We start from the raw sequence: 16,330 nt of genomic DNA, 5'->3' as shown, positions 1-16,330 counted from the left end.
TGTCAATCCTTATTCTCATTCTATTTTCGTAACTAAAAAACAAATTTGTGTCACATACTCTTCTGCTAAACAATCACATTCAGGTCCCTTTATATAAACCTCGTATGGCGAATTAATTATCACATACCCATTTCTTTCAATCCATTCTTCTAACGCTATATAAGCGTAACCTATATAGTCGTAACTTCCATAATGCATAGTAGTAACGATATGATGTGGACTTAGTTGTTTCATTTCATACTCTTGTGCTACGTCTTCATCATTCCCCTGCATAACCGGAATTCTTAACTCAATATCACTGTTACTTGGAATATATTCTTCATCATAAAAGACTGCAGATGGAGAACCGACTATTTGAAAGTTATTTTTTTGTACCTCTTCATATAAGTCATAAAAATAATCATCCATATCATCTATATCTATTTTTACTCTTTGAGTAATTAGCGTTACTTCGTTCCTCATTCCCATTAATATATCGTAACTTCTATGGCGAGCAATATTTAGACTACTATTCACCATTACCATTTCATTCATTTCTGAAATAACCTGTAAATTTTGCTTCACTTCCTGAGACAACTCGATAATTTGTGATTGTATATGTTGAACAAACGAATCTTGATCCGATGACTGCAAAACAATTTTAATTTTTGGAAGAGGAAATTTATACTCCCTTAGCTTTTTTATTTTCAACGCTACTTCCAGCTGCTCTTGTTCATAATACCTATACCCATTAACCGGATTCACATATGCCGGTTTTAATATCTCCTCTTTGTCATAATGTCTTAACATCCGCGTACTCATTTTACAAATCCGAGAAAATTCAGCGATGGTATACATATTAATACTCCTTGAATATATTTTCTTTTCATTACTTATTTCTTAAAACCAATCAAAAATCTTCTTCATTGAAAAATTTCCATTCTGATTTTTCAATCTTCTCATTTTTGAAGGTAACAAATGACTTGGACAATACCATGTTAAACAATTCATTGCGCCTCCCATTGTTGATATTTCTCCTACATGAATTTGAATAACTTGTTTCTCCGTATACTGTTGAATATAACGTAAAACTTCCTCATCTTTAGCTAGTCCAAACTTAGGAACATAAAGAGCATCACATGATTCTAACATATTTATATACAACCCTTTTGCCGATGCTATCTCTTGATCATATTGTCCTTTCTCTGTATATGATGAGGGAACAGCTATAAATTCAGCTTCTGGCATTTGTTCTTGAATAATCTCTTGAACACTATATCTAAATTCATGATCCCCTAAAAAATCACTAATAAACATTGTATGTTCATCAATAAATTTAACCATTCCGTCTGCGTGTGCTAGTACATCCCCTTCTTCAGCAGGAATAATAATAACTCGGCTCACATCTAAATCCCATTCTAACTGCTCAATAATTTCCTCTTCTGTCCAATCATCGTTATCATCAAATATGCGTTCTGTTAATATTACAGTATCTTTTTTATTCCAAATAAGATTACCACCATCTAATATTAATGGGGATTTTTCATATTCAAAGTCATTCTTTTTCAACCATTTATTAAATTGTTGATCTAAATATCGCCCTTGATCATCTGGTAAATAATTTGGTCGATATTTAAATTTAACTAGATGATTTGTGACAACCGGTGCAACATCTCTTAGCCAAATATCATCATACTCAAAACAGCTCGTATGAAAGTCTTGTTCTTCAGCAGATAAAGATATAAGTTGATCCGCAATTGATTTCTTTTCATTTAAACATTCATTAAAGTAAATCAAGTCTTCATAAAATGGTTGATAATATTCATTTGATTCGTCTGGTATTGCAGTAAAAATAATTCCATTATGTTTTTGTTCCATATTATTTACCTCGCTTTTTAATAGTAGTTACATAATTGATTTCACAAAGCCAACTAATCCTCAATTCATGTCTTTTTCATTCCAACTCATGCAACATGTACATTTCATGAATGGATTATAGCATGGAGGAATATTATATATTTATATAAAAAATATAAAGCTGACGTTAAGCCTTAAATTGACTCTTGACAAGTTTTTAAATAACCTATTTTAAAACAACAATAAATGATTAAATGATTTTTTTATCAAGATTCAAACCCATTACTTCTAATAGATCATTTTGATTATATAGATTCACCAAATGCGCTTCTACTCCTATACAAATTCCTTCTAGCGGAAGATCATTTGGATCCTGACCAAAGGGATCTTCAATTTCAACCCCTATTGCTTCAATACCTATGAATGCAAAACTTATAAACGTAGTCGCAAGTACTGTAAACCATCCGAGACTATCAACAAGACCAATCGGTAAAGTTGCACAAAATATAATCAATAAAATTTTTATATGAGCAAAATATGCAAAAGGAATAGGTGTTGTTTTGATACGATCACATCCACCCACAGATGTAAGTAACGTATTCAAATCTGTTTCCATACTAATTATCGCATTTGGATGAATTTGCCCCGTTTTCAAACCTTTTGATAGTATAGTTTTCAACATAAAAACTATACTAATCGGTAAATGATTGGACTCAACCAAAAATGCTTTTTCCTTCTCAGAACAGACAGCAAGCAATGATTTCACTTCAGATAAATCTTTTTCCTCTCTCAAGTGTCCTTTCGCTAACTTTGGAAATGCAATTAATAGATGTAAAAATTTTATTTTTTCCTGCTCCATACTCTTCCCTTTAGAATCCCAATGACACAAAAAACTAATTGCTAAATTTCTAGTACAAGCACCAATCGTGCCAAACAGCTTTCTACCTTCCCAGTACCGATCATAGGCAGTATTCGTACGAAACACTAATAGTAATCCTAAAGCTCCTCCGACGATTACCCAAGGAGTCTGATTTATATTTATTTCTGTATAGTAATAATTAATCACAGCTACTATCGTTGAAATACACGTATATAATACGATTTGTGGGAAAATATCTCTTATAATTGTCCCTTTTAATGTAAATATTTGATGTAAACTATTTTGATTATTGTAATGAACCATATTTACAAAAACCTCTTTCTCTATTAACCTTTTATTCTTTTAAATCATGAAAGTATACAATTAAATAATAGAATCATAAACCCTATCATTATGAGGCTGGTTAAGATTATTTCTTTCAATACCGTTACTCCTTTTTTGCAAAAAGATAAAATATCTTATTTAATTCAACAACAAATGTCACTATTCTAAATCCCGACGCATCATTTTAGAATTCGCAATGAACAATGCACTAATTAATACAAAGATTGCACAGGCATATAACAATAAATCTAACGGACTATCGTGATCTATAATGATGAGACGCACAATAGCTGTTATACCTATATATATAAAATATCGTAATGGAAAATGAAAATTCATTTGAAAATACTTTATAATCATTACGATGAATTCAAAGTACAGAAAGAATACGACGATACTATCAATTAAATGATAACTCGATTCATTACCATCCAATTTCAGTTCTTGTATAAACTGAATGACTTCTTTCATAAGAAACACACTTAGAATAAACCCTAAGCAAATTAAAGCTACATTTAAAATGTACTGTAAAACGATAGGGAAATACGAAAACACTATTTTAAAATTTTTTAACACAAACATTTTTCTCCTTTACCATATAAAACGAAAAGTGAATATACACTATAATTCTTTTATCATTATATTAAAATTTTATTATTATAAATAATAAGGAACGACAAAATAGGTAATAAGATTCCACCTATTTTGTCTATATAGCAGAACAACGAAATTACAATCAATTACTTCAATGCAATTGGTTGTTGTTGTGTCACACAATGAATCATACCGCCGTTTTTATACAACTCTCTCACATCAATACCGACTACTTTACGATCTGGGTATAACTTCTGAATCGTATCGTTTGCAATTTTATCATTCGGATCATTATAATTAGGCACTAATACAACTGTATTTCCGATATAATAATTGATATACGATCCCTTATAATCGAGAGTTTTTCCATTTTCTAAAGCAACCTTTTCTTTACTAAGCGGCAAGTATTCATACTTATATTTCTGTCCTGAAGCATTTTTTGCATCTAACAATGTATCCATATCTTTATTAGATAAACCCCATTCGGCTAGGTCATCTTCTTTCATCGTTACAATGGTAGATTTATTATGGAATTTAGCAAATCCATCAATATGAAAGTCCGTAATATCTAAATTAGGTACTCCGTCTAACCAAATAAAGTTTGATACCCCAAGGTCACTTATATATTTTTCAATTTCCTTTTCTGATAAATCAGGATTTCTATTTTTATTCGTTACTGCACTTCGAGTTAATAAAGCAGTCCCATTGCTGTCTAATTCAATTGCGCCGCCTTCAAGGACAAATTTCCCCCAATCAACTCTTTCAATTCCTGATTGTTTACTAACATTCTTACGTATTTGAGCATCATTTTTATAAGGTGTTTTCTTCCCCCAACCATTAAATGCTGGATCTAATATTTTGAGATTTTTATTGCTGTCATAAACAAAAATTGGTCCACTGTCCCTTGCCCATACATCATCAGTAGGCGCGATAAAGAAATCAATCTTCTCCATATTTAACCCTTCATCTGTTAAAAGGTTATTGATTCTTTCTTTTTCTTCCTGGTCATATGCAACAATGTGGACTTTCTCACCCTCAGTTAAAGCACTTGCCATCTTAACCCAAATAGGTTCAACTTCCTTCTTATACTCTTCACCATATGTGTATTCATGTGGCCATTGCAGCCATGTACCTTCATGTTTATCTTTTTCATCTGGCATCGTATATTTCCCAGCATTTTTCTGTACCTCTACTTTTTCCCCTTCTTTCCCTTTAACATTTTCATTGTTACCCTCAAAAGAGCATCCACTAATAATTGTTGTAGATAATGTAGCTATTAAACAAAACTTTATTGCTTTTTTCATTTTTTCAACCTCCTGTTCTTGTCTCCAATAATATAAAGCTTCACATAGTGTGAAGCTCAAGCTTTTTTATCAATGTAAAAATTACCAATTGTTCTTTGCATTACTTAGCATTTAACTACCTATTTAGATTTATTCATATGCCAATCACCTTTCTTACCTATTTATCCCGCTATTTATGGGCAGTAAGACCCTCACCTCAAAATTCAGCGCAAGCAAAAAAGTTAGGTGGGGGCCCTGCTGCCCGTAAAAGCCCGATTGATGAGGGCTTCTACTCAGTGGGGGATGAACAAAGCCCCTCCACTGAATAAAGTTTCACTTTATTCAGTAAGTAAAACTTTACAAAATAAAAAAATCGGTATTGATAATTACATATCAATACCGATTTTTTATAATTATTTTCCTTCTATTAAATCATTCGCCATTTTCCTGAATTCTTGATTAAATGCGTCATTCATACCATTTTGGACGTTAGAAAATAATATGACAAACGTTCGTTTATCCCAGTTAAAATTATTAAAAGTGTTCCAGCCAGCTAATACACCGTGGTTATGATAATAATCTGGGTAAATATAGAAACTAAATCCATATTTTCTTGCAGGTGATGCAGAAAACATATCTGATACACTTTGTTTAGAAAGTAGTTTACCATCCATAATAGCTTCATCTAACTTTTTCATATCTTCAACAGTCGTATACATTTCACCACAACCATACAGCCAGTTCATTTTTAAGCGCGGCGTGGCTATTAACTTATTATCTTTTTTCGTATACCCTTCTGCTAAGAAAATATCTTCTGGAAGTGTTGCGCCCATTCCAGATTCATTCATTTCAACGGGAGTCAAAATATTTTCTTTCACATATTCAGCAAGTGGTTTATTCGATATTTTTTCTACAATATATGCAAGCACCATATAATTATAATCTGTATATTTCCATCCTGTCCCTGCTGGAAATTGTAACGTTTGTGCCCCAATCCACGTTACTAATTTTAACCGTGATGCTGCATCAACACTACCTTGTCCCTGTTCTGGTAATCCAGACGTATGTGTTAACAAGTTTCGTAACGTAATATTTTTATCTGCTGGAAACGATGGGATATATTTATTTACATTGTCTTCAATGTTCAACTTCCCTTTTTCTTTTAGTTGCATAATAGATATTGCAACAACTGTTTTCGTAATAGAACCAATGCGATATTTCGTTCTTGGCGTTGTTAATACTTGATCTTTCACATTCGCATAACCGTAGCCTTTTCGTAAAATCACATGACCTTTACTTGCTACAAGAACACTTCCATTAAATCCTTTATCTTTTAAGTACTGATCTAGTTTTCCAGCTGCAATTTCATAACGCTTTTTCTCATTCGCATCAATTTCCTGCTTAACATCTTTTTGCTTACTATTTACATTAGAAAATGCCTTTGCATCATATTTTTTTCCTTTATTTGCATGTATTAGTGTAACAATACTTCCACAAAAAACTGCAAAAATAAAGAAAACGATTAACCATTTCTTTAACATACTAGGAACCCTCTTTTATCTAGTTTCACTTAACGTACATCCATTCTATTTTATATCTTTTAATTATCAAGTATATTATAATATTATTTAATATTCACTCTGTTAAAACTAGATTCCTTTTTCTCATTTTCAATTTTGACTACTCTCTATTGTATTTCTTTCTTGCAAAATTTCCAACATACAATCGGATGCATTACACTATAATTTCAAATTCTTTTGTAACATTTGTTACATACTAAAAAGAATGGAGATGTAATATGAAAAACACCGATAAACGCAATCGTTTAGATGATAAGATGTTTCATTATCGGATAACAAAAAATAACATGGTATTAATTGAATATTACGGAAAACAGATTATGGCATTAAAAGGAAATGATGCTGAAAAATTTTTAAATAAAATAAATCATGCAAATAACGATAAAGAAAAACAGCTAATTATGGCTAAAATTACAGGTAATTTCAAAAGAGGTAATGAACGAAATTGAAAACGAATCTCATTTACATTTTGATTATACAACAAATAAAAAAAGAAATGTCGCTCATTCAACATTTCTTTAGACTTTCTTCATAAAAAATTTACATTGCTAACATTCCTTCATTTTCTATACTTCCTATATAAGCTAACCGCTGAAATAGTTAGTAATACAACTATGCATAACCACGCATACGTATATCCCTTCTTATCTACAATATAACCAAATAAAGCAGGCGCAGCAATAATGGCAATTTGATTTAATGTAAGTGCAAAACTCACTGTCATCCCTACCGATTCTTCACTTGCTGATTCCGCAACTTCAGTTATAAAAAGACTAAACCATCCAATTGAAAAGAATCCTAACAACGCACTTACACCATACAATACATTCGTTATTGTATGTATGCTCATTACTAATATTAGAATAAAGAAAATAGAAATACAAACAGTTATAAATAAGAGGGTACGCCTATTCCCCTTATAAAATAAATCACTAGTAGCTGCTAATATAACCCTACCAACCATTCCAGAAAAGAACATAACGGAAAATACTTTTCCAGCTAAAATTGGCGTGATTGATTGTTCCAATACTAAAAATTTTATAAAGTGCGCAACTAACACCATTTGCAATGAAATCATACAAATGCCAGTTATATAAATTGCATACAACTCTTTTTTACACATCACTTCTTTTAACTGCATCCAAAAAGAAAGTTTACTACGTTCTTGTTTAACTTTCTCTTGAATATATGGTTCCTTATAAAATATAAAAAATAAAAACCCTCCAATTATACAAATACATGCAATACAATTTACCGCATAGGCCATATTATATTTTATTGTAAGAAACGGGATCAATACTCCCGCTAATGTACCACCAATCGGTATACCGGCTTGTCTAATCCCCATCGCTAACCCGCGATTTTCTTTTGAGAACCACTTCATTATCACCTTACTTCCTCCTGGCTGCGAAACACTATAAAACGTTCCTACTAATAAAAGTACAAAGAGTAACCCATTAAATCCATTGACCATATTAGTCAGTAAAAACGAACCTCCTAGTAAAAATGAACTTATCGAAATTAACAACTTTTCATTGTATTGATCAAGTAGCCGCCCGACAAAAAGCATACAAAATAGCGGTCCTATATTTACAACACTTACTAACAATCCAATCTCCGTATTCGTAAGTGCATATTCTTCTTTCCAAAATAAAGCAAACGCTCCAACACCATACGTTATAAGTGTCGCTGTTGTTTGAGCAACCGTCGCAAAAATTAACATAACCCACTTATAAGTACTATTCACCCTTTCTTCCATTAACACAATAATCCCTCCATCCCCTTCCATTGTATGAAAGTTCTGATATCATATAAAATAAAGATTTATCATGTAATCCATCAAAAAAAATGATACCTTTTCTGGAGGGATGATACTTGGATATAAAAGATTTAACTGTATTTTACGAAGTTGCGAAAGAAAAAAACATATCTCACGCAGCTAAAAATTTAAACTATGTACAGTCTGGCGTAACAATGCGTATGAAACAACTAGAAAATGAACTAGGTGTACCTTTATTTTACCGAAACGGAAAAGGTGTAACTTTAACTTCTAACGGTGAGATTTTATTAACATACGCTAAACAAATTATCCACTTAATGGATCAATCTGTTAAAGCAGTTCAAAGTAATGGGATCGAACCAAGGGGCACTTTAAAAATTGGATGTACAGAATCTACAACCGCTGTAAGACTTCCATCTATATTAACGGCCTATTATGAGAAATACTCAAAAGTCGAATTGATTTTAGAATCAAATACGACGGAACAATTGATTAGGCTTGTACTAGAACGAAAACTGGACGGAGCGTTTATAGCTGGCTCTACTCAGCATGCTGAACTTCATACAAATATATTTCGTGAAGAAGAATTAGTTCTCATTAGCAAAAAGCCTTTATCTTCCTTTAAAGACATAGGAGACATGAATTTACTTGCATTTAGTCACGGGTGCTATTATAGAAATTTATTAGAAGATTGGCTTCAAGAAGAAGGAATTTCACCTAAGCGAGTATTAGAGTTTGGAACAATTGAAGCGATACTCGCATGTGTAAAATCAGGTATGGGCATAGCAATTATGATGAAGTCTATTTTAAATGGTCATCAACATGACATATCATTCAACCCTTTGCCAAATAGCTTCAAAAAAGTTCCTACTACTTTTATTACTAGAAAAGATATATATCACTCTGCTGCATTACAAAAATTTATGGAGATGACTCACAATGCGTGAAAAGAAAATACGTGGTATGAAACGAAAAACAAACACTATGATAAAGCGAATTGAGGAACATACAAAATCGTTCCCTTCTACTTTCTATAACGATGAATATTGGAATATGCTATTGCCAGTTTCGCAAGCTTTTATTGACTCTCGTAAAACACCTAGAAAAGTAAAACGGTTATGTATTCAAACCTTATTAAATCAAGCAAATCATTTAATAAATATGAAACCGAGCAATACACATACATATCGAGTTGTTGTTTTGATTTCTATAAATAATTTGTGGGATTCGCAAATCATTATATTTAAAAATGAGGACTACTTTCATAATTTCTTTAATAGAGATAGTGAATTTCAAAAATGGATTCTTCTTTCAAATGAAATTGATTTTTGGGAGACATGGGAAATGTCAGTTTGTCATTCCTTCAAAACGCTTCACTTTCAAGAAATTATTTATGATGCAGATGAATGCTATGAAAAAGAGATTCTGTTTATCGGAGAGTTAGATTAAAAAGGGTATACCTAAAACACTGGTATACCCTGTTCCACTTATTTTTCCTTCAATACACTATGTAATCGATCCGGATAATTTGTAAACATTCCTGTAGCACCCCATTTGATTAACAGTCTCATATCTGATTTCTCATTAATTGTATAAGGGTGAATTAACAGTCCATTTTTCCTAGCCATTTTCATATAGGACTCATCAATAATTAGTTCCCCGTTATCATTACGTAAATTTGGTCCAATACCCGCTGCATACTTTTTAATTTCTTGAAAATCATCATTTGTTACACTTTTCGGTTCATGTGTAATGCCAGACCATTCAACAATTTCATTGTTTTCATTTAGATAATACCAAAGCAATTGAACTAACGGAATATTTTCATTCATACTATGAATCTTTTTCAAACTATCTTTACTAAATGATTGAATCATAACACGGCTAGAAGACATGTTTTGGCCTACTAAATTATATTTTTGTAACAACGCCAACAATTTCTCTTCCATTCCTGGATACACATCTGGTGATTTTGTTTCAATATAATACTTCATACTTCTTCCATACTTTTGGAAGATTTCTTCAAGAGTTGGAACCTTTTGCCCAACATACTCTTGCTTAGCCTTTTCTGGATACGCTTTATTAAACCATGATCCAGCATCTAAACTCTTTATTTCGCTTAACGTTTTATCGCGTACTTCGCCTGTTCCATTTGTAGTGCGATCAACTGCTGTATCATGCATTGCAATTAATTGGCCATCCTTTGTTAATTGAATATCTAATTCTAAATAATCCGCTTTCATTTTTTTCACTAAATCATAAGAAGCAAAAGTGTGCTCAGGTGCATGCCCACTTGCTCCGCGATGTGCAATATTTAAAAACTTATTCGTATTCCATTCATGCTTTCCTTCTGCTTTCGCATGAACAGCTCCCCCAGCAAAGATACTTCCAGTCATAAAGAAAATAACTAAAACGCTAATAATCTTTCTCATTCTTCTAACCCTTCCTACGTTGCAAATTTCAACAAGCTAATGAGATTTACACGAAACAGAAGACACACTTTCATTATTTTTATAAACCTATATTAAAATTCCAATCTTACAAATGTTTTCTATATTATTAATATAGAAAACTAGTATTATCCTATTTAATTTCTATAACCCTCCTTTTCACATGTAACTCCCTATTTTGTACGGTTCATTCAATAAAAAAAGCCATAAATTATTTAGGCTACACTCCTGTGTCCCTAAATAAATTTATGGCTTTTCTCAAATATCTCCGGCCTCTATTAACTTGTCGAATTTAATCATATCAAACCTATTGAAATTTGTGAATATTTTTTTCAGTAGAGTGAAGCACATAAAACAATATTTCTGTAGTTACTTAAAAATCACATAATAAATTTCTCATTACCTCTTCCAATACTATATCTGGATTTACTACCGTTTTTTCCGAACGCCATCCGATAAAGCCATCTGGTCTAATTAATACAGCACCTCCATTCTCTATACCATATAATTTGCTAAAAATATCTTCTGGAACAACAAAGTCTCCACTTAAGCCAACACGATACCCTTTTATATGTATTCCTAATTTAGCTGAAACAGCATGTGCTGCCTCAGCCCAAGAACTATTTTCTACTCCTGTAAGTAATACAAAACTGTTACCGAATAAGTCTAATGTAGAAACTTTCTTCCCTTCATACGTTCCCCATAAATGTGGCGCTCGCGTTCCAGGTCTTCCGTTCAACTCTATGCTATCCATTCTATGCGGAGTGACTGAATCATCTATAATTGCCTCTGAACAATACTGATATCCAACTGTAACAGCTAAACCATCCATATTATTCAAACTGCCTTCCTCTCTATTCGCAGCACGAAACAGTAAACTACTTGCATAAGCTGTCGTTAATTTTGCAACAGAGTGTCTCTCCTCATGATATGTTTCTAACAGTTTTGGTTTTGCCTTCCCTTTTATAACAGCCGCTAATTTCCAAGCTAAGTTATGCGCATCTTGTATTCCTGTATTTGAACCAAATCCTCCTGTTGGCGGCATAATATGTGCTGAATCTCCAACTAAAAAGGTTCGATTCCCTTGAAATTTCACCGCTGTACTTTCGGCCGCTTCCCACGGTAAAACACTTAATATTTTTGATTCAACATTTGTACTTCCAATTGCTATTTGAATAATTTGTTTACAACGTTCTATAGTGAAGTCCTCTAGCCCCTCTCCTTTTAACGGATCGTAGGCTACATGATAAATCCATTTTTTTACGTTATCAACCGGGATAAGTGCACCAAGAACCTCCGGATGAAGTACCATCGAAAAACCGAATGCGTCTCCTTGTATAAACTCTCTTAAATCAGCTTCAAAATAAATATTCATATAATAGCCACCAATGGTTCCACGACCCTCAGTTTTAATCCCTAACTGCTCACGTATTTTACTTTTCGCTCCATCCGCTGCAATTACATAGTCACAATGTATGACACTTTCTTTTTCTGTTTCACGATTTCGAATCTTTGCTTTTACCCCGTTTTCACTTTGTTCAAATGAAACTAATTCATGATAAAAAGATAGTTGCCCGCCTAGCGTTTTTGCCTCTTGTAACATCATCTCTTCTAAAATAATTTGATAACATGCAGTTTGTTTTGATGGACTAATCTTTTCTATTTTTTGAAGTAACTCTTCATCGTTTCTGTATTGCGTCGCTCTCATTTGTTCCAAGTCTTCTTTATTCGCTTCAGCTATTGTATGAACCGCTATTCTTACTCGGCAGTTCTCTAATGCTTTACCTGCCAATTTAATTCTTTGTTCCAAGCCTAATTCTCGAAATAACTCCATTGTACGTAAAGTAAGACCACCTGCTTTCGGATGAATGGCAGTAGACGGATGCCTTTCAATAAGTAAGTACTCAATGTTATGTTTTGCAAGAAATAACGCAGACGCTAACCCAGATAATCCCCCTCCAACAATTAAAACTGGTACATAATTCGATTTCATATATTTACCCTCCACATCATTGTTCTGAGCTCAGTGACATAAATATAATCAAAAAAAACATTAAAATATAGACTTATATTTCATTTTGAATTATCATATAGATAGATTACGCCCCAAAATTCCTTTTACCTTTTCATACATCTATAATCCACCTGAATTGTGTCTGTATGAAAGTGTAAAACAAAAGAACTTACTTTACGTTGAACCATGTTCTATCGTAAAAATCAAAAATAATATAAACATTATAAGCGGTCGTAACCTTATGGATTATACAAGGTTACGACCGCTTATTTTATTGTTACATCATTTTTTGTTTTTAAAACTTCATCTATTGTGTTATGTAATCCTTCCAATCCCTTTTCTATCTCCCTATAATTTTCAACAATAAAAAATTCATTCGTCTCGATTTTCTTTCCCAATATTGCACCTCGTACAACAATCATGTAGCATTACCGTATCGAAGTAATGGTTCATCATCTTAAACCTTTCGACTAATTACCTGGAGGCAAAGTGATTGAAATGAATAAACAAGAACAATTAAATATTATAAAAAAAGATTTTATTGATTCTCAAAAAGTATTATTGGCAATTGGTGATGAAACACGTCAAGCTATTTTATTAGTGCTAATGGAAACAGAATGTCAAACAGGATTACGTGTAGGAGAAATCACGAAGCAAACACACCTTTCCCGTCCAGCAGTATCACATCACCTTAAGATTTTACGAGAAGCTGGCATTATTTTAATGAGAAAAGAAGGTACAAAGAATTTTTATTATATTGATATACGTACAAAATTAGGTTTATTAAAAAATCTTGTATTAGATATTGAGAAGCTATTGCAAAACTTTTATTAAAACTTGGAGGTATAATATATGAAAGCAATGATAATTGATAGATATGGAAAAGTCCCAATGCGTATGGCAGAGGTACCTACTCCTGAAATTAATGAGTATGAAGTGCTCGCAGAAATTCATGCAGCTAGTATTAACCCAATTGATTTTAAAATACGTGATGGAAAAGTTAAAATGTTACTGAAATATGAAATGCCTCTAATCCTTGGGAATGACTTTTCCGGTGTCATCACGAAGGTTGGATCAAAAGTGACTCGTTTTAAAGTCGGTGATGAAATATATGCTCGTCCAAGAAAAAATAAGATTGGTACTTTCGCGGAGTATATAGCCATTCATGAAGATGATATTGCTTTAAAACCAAAAAATCTAAGTTTTGAGGAAGCGGCTTCGATTCCACTCGTTGGCTTAACTTCCTATCAAGCTTTACATGACATCATGCAATTACAAAAAGGACAAAAGATTTTAATTCACGCTGGATCCGGTGGTGTTGGTACTTTCGCTATTCAGTTAGCAAAAATAATGGGTGCTACTGTTACAACGACTGCTAGTGAAGCTGGTGCAAATTTAGTAACGTCTCTTGGCGCAGATGAAATTATTAATTACAAAACAGAAAAATTTGAAGATATACTAAAAAATTATGATGCGGTATTTGATACAATCGGCGGTGCAACACTTGAAAAATCATTCAATATTATAAAAAGCGGAGGAAACATTGTTTCCGTTTCAGGTATGCCGAATGCTCGCTTCGGTAAAGAATTTGGTTCAGGATTCTTTAAAACTCTCTTATTTTCATTAGCCAGCAAAAAACTTACTGCACTTGAAAAAAAGCATAATGCTCAATATTCATTTTTATTTATGAAGCCAAGCGGGGATCAATTACGTACTATTGCAAACTATATTGAAGCCGGAAAAATTAAACCGGTAATCGATCGAGTTTTCCCTTTTGAAGATGCGCAAAAAGCAATGGAATATTCAGAGTCTGGAAGAGCAAAAGGAAAAATAATTGTAAAAATTAAATAATAATAAAACCTCCATTTTCTTAAAATGGAGGTTTTAAATTTGCTGTTAAATAGACATAGTGCAATGAAGTCCTTACAATAGATTGCAAGGGGAAATATTATATTATACTTTTAGTTAACTTTACAAAGAATACATACGTACAAATACATAACTTAAAATACAAAAAGGAGGAGATACAATGACTAAAAATAATGAAACAGGTTGGAATTTAGATAATAGTTATACGACTTTACCACAATCATTTTATACAGAAATCCCCCCTACTCCCGTAAGTTCACCGGAGTTAGTTAAACTAAACCATTCATTAGCTATATCTCTTGGCTTGACCCCTGAAGAACTGAAAAAGGAAGCTGAAATTGCTATTTTCGCTGGTAATGCACTCCCAGAAGGAGCTCATCCATTAGCTCAAGCATATGCTGGTCATCAATTCGGACATTTTAATATGTTAGGCGACGGTCGTGCTCTTTTAATTGGCGAACAAATTACTCCTTCAGGTGAGCGTTTCGATATTCAACTGAAAGGTTCTGGCCCTACTCCCTATTCACGCCGAGGAGATGGCCGTGCTGCACTCGGTCCGATGCTACGTGAATATATTATTAGCGAAGCAATGTATGCACTCGATATTCCAACTACCCGCAGTTTAGCAGTTGTCACAACCGGTGAACCAACCTATCGTGAAACAAAGTTACCTGGAGCAATTTTAACTAGAGTAGCTAGTAGCCATATTCGCGTCGGTACATTTCAATATGCTGCAGCTCGTGGTTCAATAGAGGACCTGAAATCACTAGCTGACTATACGATAAAAAGGCATTACCCAGAAATTGAATCTCATGAAAACCGATATACTGCATTACTACAAGAAGTCATTAAAAGACAAGCCAGTCTTATCGCAAAATGGCAACTTGTTGGATTTATTCACGGCGTAATGAACACTGACAATATAACGATCAGTGGCGAAACAATTGATTACGGTCCTTGTGCATTTATGGACAATTACGACCAAGGAACTGTATTTAGCTCTATTGACACACAAGGTCGTTATGCATATGGAAATCAACCATATATGGCCGCATGGGATCTCGCACGACTAGCTGAATCTTTAATACCAATTCTGCACGAAGATGAAGAAGAAGCATTAAAAATCGCTCAAGACGAAATTTCGAAATTTAGCGTACAGTATGAAAAACAGTGGTTCCTTGGAATGAAAAAGAAATTAGGACTATTTAGCAACGAAGAACAAGATCACTCACTTATTGAGCAACTTTTAAAAATGATGGAGAAATATAAAGCGGATTACACAAATACATTCCGTTCATTAACTCTTGATGCTATCGAAAATACAGCTCTATTTGAAAGTCCTGAATTTAAAGAATGGTACAAACTGTGGCAATCTCGATTAGAAAGACAAGAACAATCGAAAGAAAACGCCTACGAGATGATGAAAAATAATAACCCATCAATCATCCCGAGGAACCACCGTGTAGAAGAAGCATTAGAAGCAGCTGTTACAAATGACGACTATAGCGTAATGGAGAAACTTCTTGAAGCTTTATCAAACCCTTATGCGTATTCTACAGATCAAGAAGAATACTGCGCTCCGCCTGCACCGACGAATCGCCCTTATCGTACTTTTTGTGGGACTTGATTGTTTAATATGTAAAAAGGTGCGTTCATATAATTTGTGTGAACGCACCCTTTTTATATCCCCCCACTCAACTAAAACTTTAAAATGCACATC

16 protein-coding genes are annotated in these 16,330 nt (G+C 33.1%); 6 read left to right on the top strand and 10 right to left on the bottom strand.

The genetic code is table 11. The features are described 5' to 3' along the window. Positions 1-15 precede the first annotated feature (15 nt). From M1D66_RS09995 to M1D66_RS09970, 6 genes are all read right to left on the bottom strand, one after another. Positions 16-837 carry a MerR family transcriptional regulator gene (locus M1D66_RS09995; protein WP_000287984.1) on the bottom strand — a complete coding sequence of 274 codons (822 nt, stop codon included), beginning with the start codon at positions 835-837 and terminating at the stop codon, positions 16-18. Between the two features lie 42 nt (positions 838-879). Further along, positions 880-1,857, bottom strand: a complete 978-nt coding sequence (locus M1D66_RS09990) for an agmatine deiminase family protein (RefSeq protein WP_242555227.1) — start codon at positions 1,855-1,857, stop codon at positions 880-882. Positions 1,858-2,086: 229 nt separating this feature from the next. Next, a complete protein-coding gene (locus M1D66_RS09985) occupies positions 2,087-3,019 on the bottom strand; it encodes a bestrophin family protein (RefSeq protein WP_000233822.1) in 933 nt (310 codons plus the stop codon). Between the two features lie 180 nt (positions 3,020-3,199). Then, entirely contained in the window at positions 3,200-3,616 is a 417-nt protein-coding gene (psiE, locus tag M1D66_RS09980) for a phosphate-starvation-inducible protein PsiE (RefSeq protein WP_000916566.1), read from the bottom strand. Positions 3,617-3,780: 164 nt separating this feature from the next. Next, complete coding sequence (locus tag M1D66_RS09975; RefSeq protein ID WP_000709181.1) at positions 3,781-4,938, bottom strand: agmatine deiminase family protein; 1,158 nt, start codon at positions 4,936-4,938, stop codon at positions 3,781-3,783. Positions 4,939-5,330: 392 nt separating this feature from the next. Further along, a complete protein-coding gene (locus tag M1D66_RS09970; RefSeq protein WP_000915192.1) occupies positions 5,331-6,458 on the bottom strand; it encodes a serine hydrolase domain-containing protein in 1,128 nt (375 codons plus the stop codon). A 257-nt stretch (positions 6,459-6,715) separates the two neighbouring features. Here M1D66_RS09970 and M1D66_RS09965 point away from each other — a divergent pair, with 257 nt between their 5' ends. Beyond that, complete coding sequence (locus tag M1D66_RS09965) at positions 6,716-6,946, top strand: hypothetical protein (RefSeq protein ID WP_086385092.1); 231 nt, start codon at positions 6,716-6,718, stop codon at positions 6,944-6,946. A 110-nt stretch (positions 6,947-7,056) separates the two neighbouring features. Here the strand turns inward: M1D66_RS09965 and M1D66_RS09960 are convergent, their stop codons facing one another. Beyond that, the gene (locus M1D66_RS09960) at positions 7,057-8,286 is read right to left on the bottom strand and encodes an MFS transporter (RefSeq protein ID WP_140159216.1); all 1,230 of its coding nucleotides are present in this window, start codon (positions 8,284-8,286) and stop codon (positions 7,057-7,059) included. 86 nt (positions 8,287-8,372) lie between these two features. Here M1D66_RS09960 and M1D66_RS09955 point away from each other — a divergent pair, with 86 nt between their 5' ends. Next, positions 8,373-9,224, top strand: coding sequence for a LysR family transcriptional regulator (locus tag M1D66_RS09955; RefSeq protein WP_086388736.1), 852 nt, complete (start codon positions 8,373-8,375; stop codon positions 9,222-9,224). Then, positions 9,217-9,726 (top strand): DUF3916 domain-containing protein, encoded by a 510-nt coding sequence (locus M1D66_RS09950; RefSeq protein WP_086388737.1) that lies wholly within the window; start codon positions 9,217-9,219, stop codon positions 9,724-9,726. The genes M1D66_RS09955 and M1D66_RS09950 overlap by 8 nt, the downstream gene beginning before the upstream one ends. A gap of 38 nt (positions 9,727-9,764) precedes the next feature. Here M1D66_RS09950 and M1D66_RS09945 read toward each other — a convergent pair whose 3' ends face one another. The 3 genes from M1D66_RS09945 to M1D66_RS09935 all read right to left on the bottom strand — a co-directional run bounded on the left by M1D66_RS09945 (position 9,765) and on the right by M1D66_RS09935 (position 13,139). After that, a complete protein-coding gene (locus tag M1D66_RS09945; protein WP_242555228.1) occupies positions 9,765-10,709 on the bottom strand; it encodes a glycerophosphodiester phosphodiesterase in 945 nt (314 codons plus the stop codon). A gap of 391 nt (positions 10,710-11,100) precedes the next feature. Beyond that, positions 11,101-12,720, bottom strand: coding sequence for an FAD-dependent oxidoreductase (locus M1D66_RS09940; RefSeq protein WP_242555229.1), 1,620 nt, complete (start codon positions 12,718-12,720; stop codon positions 11,101-11,103). Positions 12,721-13,007: 287 nt separating this feature from the next. Then, complete coding sequence (locus tag M1D66_RS09935) at positions 13,008-13,139, bottom strand: hypothetical protein (RefSeq protein WP_254915713.1); 132 nt, start codon at positions 13,137-13,139, stop codon at positions 13,008-13,010. A 91-nt stretch (positions 13,140-13,230) separates the two neighbouring features. Between M1D66_RS09935 and M1D66_RS09930 the strand changes: the two genes are divergently transcribed. The 3 genes from M1D66_RS09930 to M1D66_RS09920 all read left to right on the top strand — a co-directional run bounded on the left by M1D66_RS09930 (position 13,231) and on the right by M1D66_RS09920 (position 16,237). After that, positions 13,231-13,575 carry an ArsR/SmtB family transcription factor gene (locus M1D66_RS09930; protein ID WP_000571870.1) on the top strand — a complete coding sequence of 115 codons (345 nt, stop codon included), beginning with the start codon at positions 13,231-13,233 and terminating at the stop codon, positions 13,573-13,575. A gap of 18 nt (positions 13,576-13,593) precedes the next feature. After that, on the top strand, positions 13,594-14,592 hold the full coding sequence (locus M1D66_RS09925; protein WP_000646442.1) for an NADP-dependent oxidoreductase: 999 nt from the start codon (positions 13,594-13,596) through the stop codon (positions 14,590-14,592). Between the two features lie 178 nt (positions 14,593-14,770). Continuing rightward, positions 14,771-16,237, top strand: a complete 1,467-nt coding sequence (locus tag M1D66_RS09920; RefSeq protein ID WP_242555230.1) for a protein adenylyltransferase SelO — start codon at positions 14,771-14,773, stop codon at positions 16,235-16,237. The last annotated feature ends 93 nt before the right edge of the window (positions 16,238-16,330 follow it).

The sequence above is a fragment of the Bacillus sp. PK6-16 genome, from assembly GCF_056530295.1.
This window is presented reverse-complemented; position numbering and strand designations above follow the sequence as displayed.

Coding starts and splice junctions, on each gene's coding strand:
- M1D66_RS09965 (WP_086385092.1), top strand. CDS start 6,716: ATGAAAAACACCGATAAACGCAATCGTTTAGATGATAAGATGTTTCAT.
- M1D66_RS09970 (WP_000915192.1), bottom strand. CDS start 6,458: ATGTTAAAGAAATGGTTAATCGTTTTCTTTATTTTTGCAGTTTTTTGT.
- M1D66_RS09950 (WP_086388737.1), top strand. CDS start 9,217: ATGCGTGAAAAGAAAATACGTGGTATGAAACGAAAAACAAACACTATG.
- M1D66_RS09995 (WP_000287984.1), bottom strand. CDS start 837: ATGTATACCATCGCTGAATTTTCTCGGATTTGTAAAATGAGTACGCGG.
- M1D66_RS09985 (WP_000233822.1), bottom strand. CDS start 3,019: ATGGTTCATTACAATAATCAAAATAGTTTACATCAAATATTTACATTA.
- M1D66_RS09960 (WP_140159216.1), bottom strand. CDS start 8,286: ATGGAAGGGGATGGAGGGATTATTGTGTTAATGGAAGAAAGGGTGAAT.
- M1D66_RS09990 (WP_242555227.1), bottom strand. CDS start 1,857: ATGGAACAAAAACATAATGGAATTATTTTTACTGCAATACCAGACGAA.
- M1D66_RS09975 (WP_000709181.1), bottom strand. CDS start 4,938: ATGAAAAAAGCAATAAAGTTTTGTTTAATAGCTACATTATCTACAACA.
- M1D66_RS09945 (WP_242555228.1), bottom strand. CDS start 10,709: ATGAGAAAGATTATTAGCGTTTTAGTTATTTTCTTTATGACTGGAAGT.
- M1D66_RS09925 (WP_000646442.1), top strand. CDS start 13,594: ATGAAAGCAATGATAATTGATAGATATGGAAAAGTCCCAATGCGTATG.
- M1D66_RS09920 (WP_242555230.1), top strand. CDS start 14,771: ATGACTAAAAATAATGAAACAGGTTGGAATTTAGATAATAGTTATACG.
- M1D66_RS09940 (WP_242555229.1), bottom strand. CDS start 12,720: ATGAAATCGAATTATGTACCAGTTTTAATTGTTGGAGGGGGATTATCT.